This window comes from Nocardia farcinica (genome assembly GCF_029867845.1).
In the GTDB taxonomy this organism is placed as follows: domain Bacteria; phylum Actinomycetota; class Actinomycetes; order Mycobacteriales; family Mycobacteriaceae; genus Nocardia; species Nocardia farcinica_A.
Genome location: NZ_JARWRU010000913.1, coordinates 1 through 4,532, shown reverse-complemented (window position 1 = coordinate 4,532; position 4,532 = coordinate 1). Strand labels below are relative to the sequence as shown.

The following is a 4,532-nucleotide window of genomic DNA, read 5'->3' as shown; positions in this document are numbered from 1 at the left end:
GAACTGCCCCTCGTCCGGCCCCGCCCACGCCGCCGGCGCGAAGACCAGCGCGGGCGCGAGGACCAGGCTCGCGGCCAGGACGGGGACCGCGGGCCCGCGCGAACGGCGGGGGGGGGGGGCGCCGCCCCCCCCGCCCCCGGCGCGCGGCCCGGCCGGGGCCCGCGGGCCCGCGCCACCGGCGGGCGCGCGGCGCGCGCCCGGACGACACAGGTGCGGACAGCGGACGAGCGGACATTCGCATCACATCCTCGGGTCGGACGAGTCGGACCTGACGGGGAAACGCGCCTCCAAGTAACGCACACCGGAAGGGGCGCCGTGGCTCCTGTGCGGCGTGTCGCGGGCGGGAGGTGATTACCCCGACACCGTGGCCCTATGCGCCCGGGGTGGCGCGTCTGTATGTCATCGGTGCGCTCACGCGGTGACGGCCGCGACCACCGCGTCGGCTGCGCGCACCAGATCGGCCGGTGCCAGCTCGATTTCGAGGCCGCGCTTGCCCGCGCTGCACAGCACCCGGTCCCAGGACGACACCGACTCGTCGATCACCGTCGGCAGCTTCTTGCGCTGGCCGAGCGGAGAGATCCCGCCCAGCACATAGCCGGTGCTGCGTTCGGCCGCCGCGCGGTCGGCCATCGTCGCCTTCGGCGCGCCGAGCGCACTCGCGGCGGCCTTGAGCGACAACGACTTCGGCACCGGCAGCACCGCGACCGCCAGGCCGCCGGTGGACAGCTCGACCACCAGGGTCTTGAAGATCTGCGCGGCCTCGACGCCGAGCTCGGCGGCCAGTGCGGCGACCGCCTCCGCGCCGTAGGAGTCGGCGCGCGGATCGTGCTTGTAGGCGTGCACGCGGTGGGCGATGCCCGCGGTGGTCAGGACGCGGATGGCGGGAGTGGAAGCAGCGGCCATGGCGACACCCTAGAACCGCCACGCGACCGCGGCCATCGGATATCACCGGACACCCGTGACCGGGGGTTTCCGCCGGGCCGTCGGCGCGATGACCGGCGGCGATGCCGACGTCGTCCGGGAATGTGCCGGGAACACCGGACCGCCCGCCGGTGTTGCACGCCGTGAACAACCCCCGAGGAGCATCCCCGAGGGCCACCCCACGAGACGAGGCGAAGGAGATACCGGTGCCGGTACTGCTCGACGAACGCCCGGTGTGGGTCGCGATGGCGCCGACGGACGCCGGGTGCCCGCCCGATCGCGACCTGCCGGTAGATTCGGCAGGGACGCCGATCGAAGGGACAGGTGTGACGAGCGACGATGACACGGTCTCCGAGCCGGTCGAGCCCGGGGCGGACGAGTCCGCCGGGGCGGACGAGTCCGCCGGGGAGCCGGTCGCCGGGGACGACGTGGCGAGCCTGGCCAAGCGGTTCGAGCGCGACGCGCTGCCGCTGGTCGACCAGCTCTACGGCGCCGCGCTGCGCATGACCAGGAACCCGGCCGACGCCGAGGATCTGGTCCAGGAGACCTACGTCAAGGCGTTCCAGGGGTTCAAGTCCTTCAAGGAGGGCACCAACCTGCGGGCGTGGATGTACCGCATCCTGACCAACACCTACATCAACTCCTACCGCAAGAAGCAGCGTCAGCCCGCCCAGTACCCGACCGACGAGATCACCGACTGGCAGCTCGCGGCCACCGCCGAGCACACCTCGACCGGTCTGCGTTCGGCCGAGGTCGAGGCGCTGGACGCCCTGCCCGACGACGACATCAAGGCGGCGCTGCAGGAGCTGCCCGAAGAGTTCAGGATGGCGGTCTACTACGCCGACGTCGAGGGCTTCCCGTACAAGGAGATCGCCGAGATCATGGGCACTCCGATCGGTACCGTGATGTCCCGGCTGCACCGCGGCCGCAAGCAACTCAAGGGCCTGCTCGCCGATGTCGCGCGTGAGCGGGGGTTCAACCGGGGCGAGCGCCAGGAGGTCAAGCAGTGAGTGTCGAGCGCGACCCCGACATGGAGATGGACTGCACGGCCGTGCTGACCGACGTCTGGCTGATGCTCGACGGCGAGTGCGACGAGGCCACCCGCGCCCGCCTGCAGCATCACATGGACCACTGCTCGCCGTGCATCGAGGCCTACGGCATCGAGGAGAAGATCAAGAGCCTGCTCAGCCGCAAGTGCGGCGGCGACAAGGCGCCGGACTCACTGCGCACCCGGCTGTCGCTCGAGATCCGCAAGTCGGTGACGGTCATCCGCACCGACGACGGCCCGGCGGGCAGATCCGGCTCCGCCGAGAAGTCCGACTCGGTCTGAGATCCCGGACGAACAGCCCGCGGACGATCAGCCCACGGACGAAACAGACCGGCACGCCTTCCCGTCGGTAACGGCGTGCCGCTCTGTGTTTCAGCCAACCGGCAACGGCTCAGGAGTTGGGCCGCTTGCCGTGGTTGGCCGCGTTGCCCTTGCGGCTGCGCTTCTTACGTCCACGCTTACCCATCGGTAGTCTCCTCTCTGATTGAAGGACATTCTTTCACGTGTGGTTGGCTGTACCTTCAGCGGATACAGGCCAACCGAACGAATGGGGTGTCATGGCTGAGGAAGTGCGCGCGGAGATGGTTTCCACCGTCTTGACCGTGGAGGTCGAGGTGGGTGACAAGGTGGAACAGGACCAGACGCTGATCCTGCTCGAGTCGATGAAGATGGAGATCCCGGTGCTGACCGAGGTCGCCGGTGAGGTCACCGCCATCGAGGTCGAGCCGGGCCAGGTGCTACAGGCCGGCGATCTCATCGCCGTCATCTCCTGACGCTCGGCGGTACGCGCGTATGGCGACGCTGAGCGAACTGCTCGCCGAACACACCGACCTTCCCGGCCTGGCCGTCGACCATCTCCAGCGCGTGGTGGGGGACTGGCAGTTGCTCGCCGATCTGTCCTTCGCGGATCTGCTGCTGTGGGTGGGAGCCGGGCCGGTGGAGGAGGGCGCGGACATCGTCTGCGTCGCCCAGTGCCGTCCCACGACGGCAGCGACGGTCCACGTGGAGGACATGGTCGGCACGCTGGCCACCCGCGCGGACCACCCGCAGGTCTTCGAGGCCCTGCTGACCGGGGAGGTCGCCAGGACCGAGGGCGGGGTGGAGATGAAGGGCGTCTACCACCCGCATCCGGTGCAGGCGGTGCGCGAGGCGATCCCGGTGCGCTGCGGCGACCACGTGATCGCGGTGCTCTCCCGCGACACCGACATGCAGCGCTCCCGGGTCCGCAGCAGTCTCGAGGAGGCCTACGTCGCCTGCGCCGACGACCTGTGCCAGATGATCGCCGACGGCACCTTCCCGACCCCGGAGGATCGCGCGGCCACCCATTCCAGCCCGCGAGCCGGCGACGGCTTCATCCGGCTGGACACCCAGGGCACGGTCGTCTACGCCAGCCCTAACGCGTTGTCGGCCTATCACCGGATGGGGTTGCAGTCCGACCTGGACGGCCAGGATCTGGCCGTCACCACCCGCTCGCTCGTCACCGACCCGTTCGACGCCCAGGAGGTGGTCGGCGACATCCAGGCCGCCCTGGCCGGGCGCACGGGCCGCCGCATGGAGGTCGAGGCGCGCGGGGCGACGGTGTTGCTGCGCACCCTGGTGTTGCGCCCGCACGGCCAGCTGGCGGGTGCGGCGGTGCTGGTCCGCGACGTCACCGAGGTCAAGCGCCGCGACCGCGCGTTGCTGTCCAAGGACGCGACCATCCGCGAGATCCACCACCGGGTGAAGAACAACCTGCAGACCGTCGCGGCGCTGCTGCGGCTGCAGGCGAGGCGCACCGAGAACGAGGAGGCCCGCGTCGCGTTGACCGAGTCGGTCCGCCGGGTCACCTCGATCGCCTCGGTGCACGAGATGCTGTCGATGTCGGTGGACGAAGAGGTCGATCTCGACGAGGTCGTCGACCGCCTGCTGCCGATCATGGCCGACGTCGCCACCGTGCACACCACCCGCATCAAGGTGCGCCGCGCCGGCTCGCTCGGCGTCTTCTCGGCCGAGCGCGCGACCCCGTTGGTGATGGTGCTGACCGAGCTGGTGCAGAACGCCATCGAGCACGCCTTCGACTCCGGCCAGACCGGCACGGTCACCATCCGCTCGGAGCGTTCGGCCCGGTGGCTGGACGTGATCATCTCCGACGACGGCCGCGGCCTGCCGCCCGGTTTCAGCCTGGAGGGCTCCGACCGGCTCGGCCTGCAGATCGTGCGCACCCTGGTCACCGCCGAACTCGGCGGCTCGATCGGCCTGCACCCCGGCAAGGACGTGGGCACCGACGCGGTGCTGCGTGTGCCGCTCGGCCGCCGTCAAGGCCGCTGACACCTTCTCGTCCCCGCATGACATCCGCCGCGCAGGCGCGCGGCGTTTGCCGGGCGGATGCCCCGCCTTTGCCGACCGATCGTTCGGTAATTGCGAGTGATGTGAATGGTGTGGCGTAGGCCACGTCGATAAAGGCGTCTCTATTACCGGAAAGAATGCAGACAATTCCGCAGAAATAAAGCGGCCCCGCACCTGTGCGGTAACGGGCTGGATGCGCGGAAAACGGGCCGAAAGCCAAATGGGCCGTGTACCGAGC

At 70.1% G+C, this 4,532-nt stretch carries 6 protein-coding genes; 4 read left to right on the top strand and 2 right to left on the bottom strand.

Annotation, left to right across the window (positions count from 1 at the left end; genetic code table 11):
• Positions 1-411 precede the first annotated feature (411 nt).
• A complete protein-coding gene (gene ybaK, locus QH283_RS20110; protein ID WP_280504529.1) occupies positions 412-903 on the bottom strand; it encodes a Cys-tRNA(Pro) deacylase in 492 nt (163 codons plus the stop codon).
• A gap of 344 nt (positions 904-1,247) precedes the next feature.
• On the opposite strand from ybaK, the gene QH283_RS20105 reads away from it, so the two are divergent.
• Together QH283_RS20105 and rsrA are read left to right on the top strand one after the other, a co-directional pair.
• Positions 1,248-1,931, top strand: a complete 684-nt coding sequence (locus tag QH283_RS20105) for a sigma-70 family RNA polymerase sigma factor (RefSeq protein ID WP_432420758.1) — start codon at positions 1,248-1,250, stop codon at positions 1,929-1,931.
• A 20-nt stretch (positions 1,932-1,951) separates the two neighbouring features.
• Positions 1,952-2,251 (top strand): mycothiol system anti-sigma-R factor, encoded by a 300-nt coding sequence (gene rsrA, locus QH283_RS20100; RefSeq protein ID WP_280504530.1) that lies wholly within the window; start codon positions 1,952-1,954, stop codon positions 2,249-2,251.
• 109 nt (positions 2,252-2,360) lie between these two features.
• On the opposite strand, the gene QH283_RS30350 is transcribed toward rsrA, so the two are convergent.
• Entirely contained in the window at positions 2,361-2,435 is a 75-nt protein-coding gene (locus tag QH283_RS30350) for a 50S ribosomal protein bL37 (protein ID WP_110293457.1), read from the bottom strand.
• A 91-nt stretch (positions 2,436-2,526) separates the two neighbouring features.
• Between QH283_RS30350 and QH283_RS20095 the strand changes: the two genes are divergently transcribed.
• Both QH283_RS20095 and QH283_RS20090 read left to right on the top strand, forming a co-directional pair.
• Positions 2,527-2,742 carry a biotin/lipoyl-binding carrier protein gene (locus QH283_RS20095; RefSeq protein ID WP_280504528.1) on the top strand — a complete coding sequence of 72 codons (216 nt, stop codon included), beginning with the start codon at positions 2,527-2,529 and terminating at the stop codon, positions 2,740-2,742.
• 19 nt (positions 2,743-2,761) lie between these two features.
• Positions 2,762-4,276, top strand: coding sequence for a sensor histidine kinase (locus QH283_RS20090; RefSeq protein WP_280504527.1), 1,515 nt, complete (start codon positions 2,762-2,764; stop codon positions 4,274-4,276).
• The last annotated feature ends 256 nt before the right edge of the window (positions 4,277-4,532 follow it).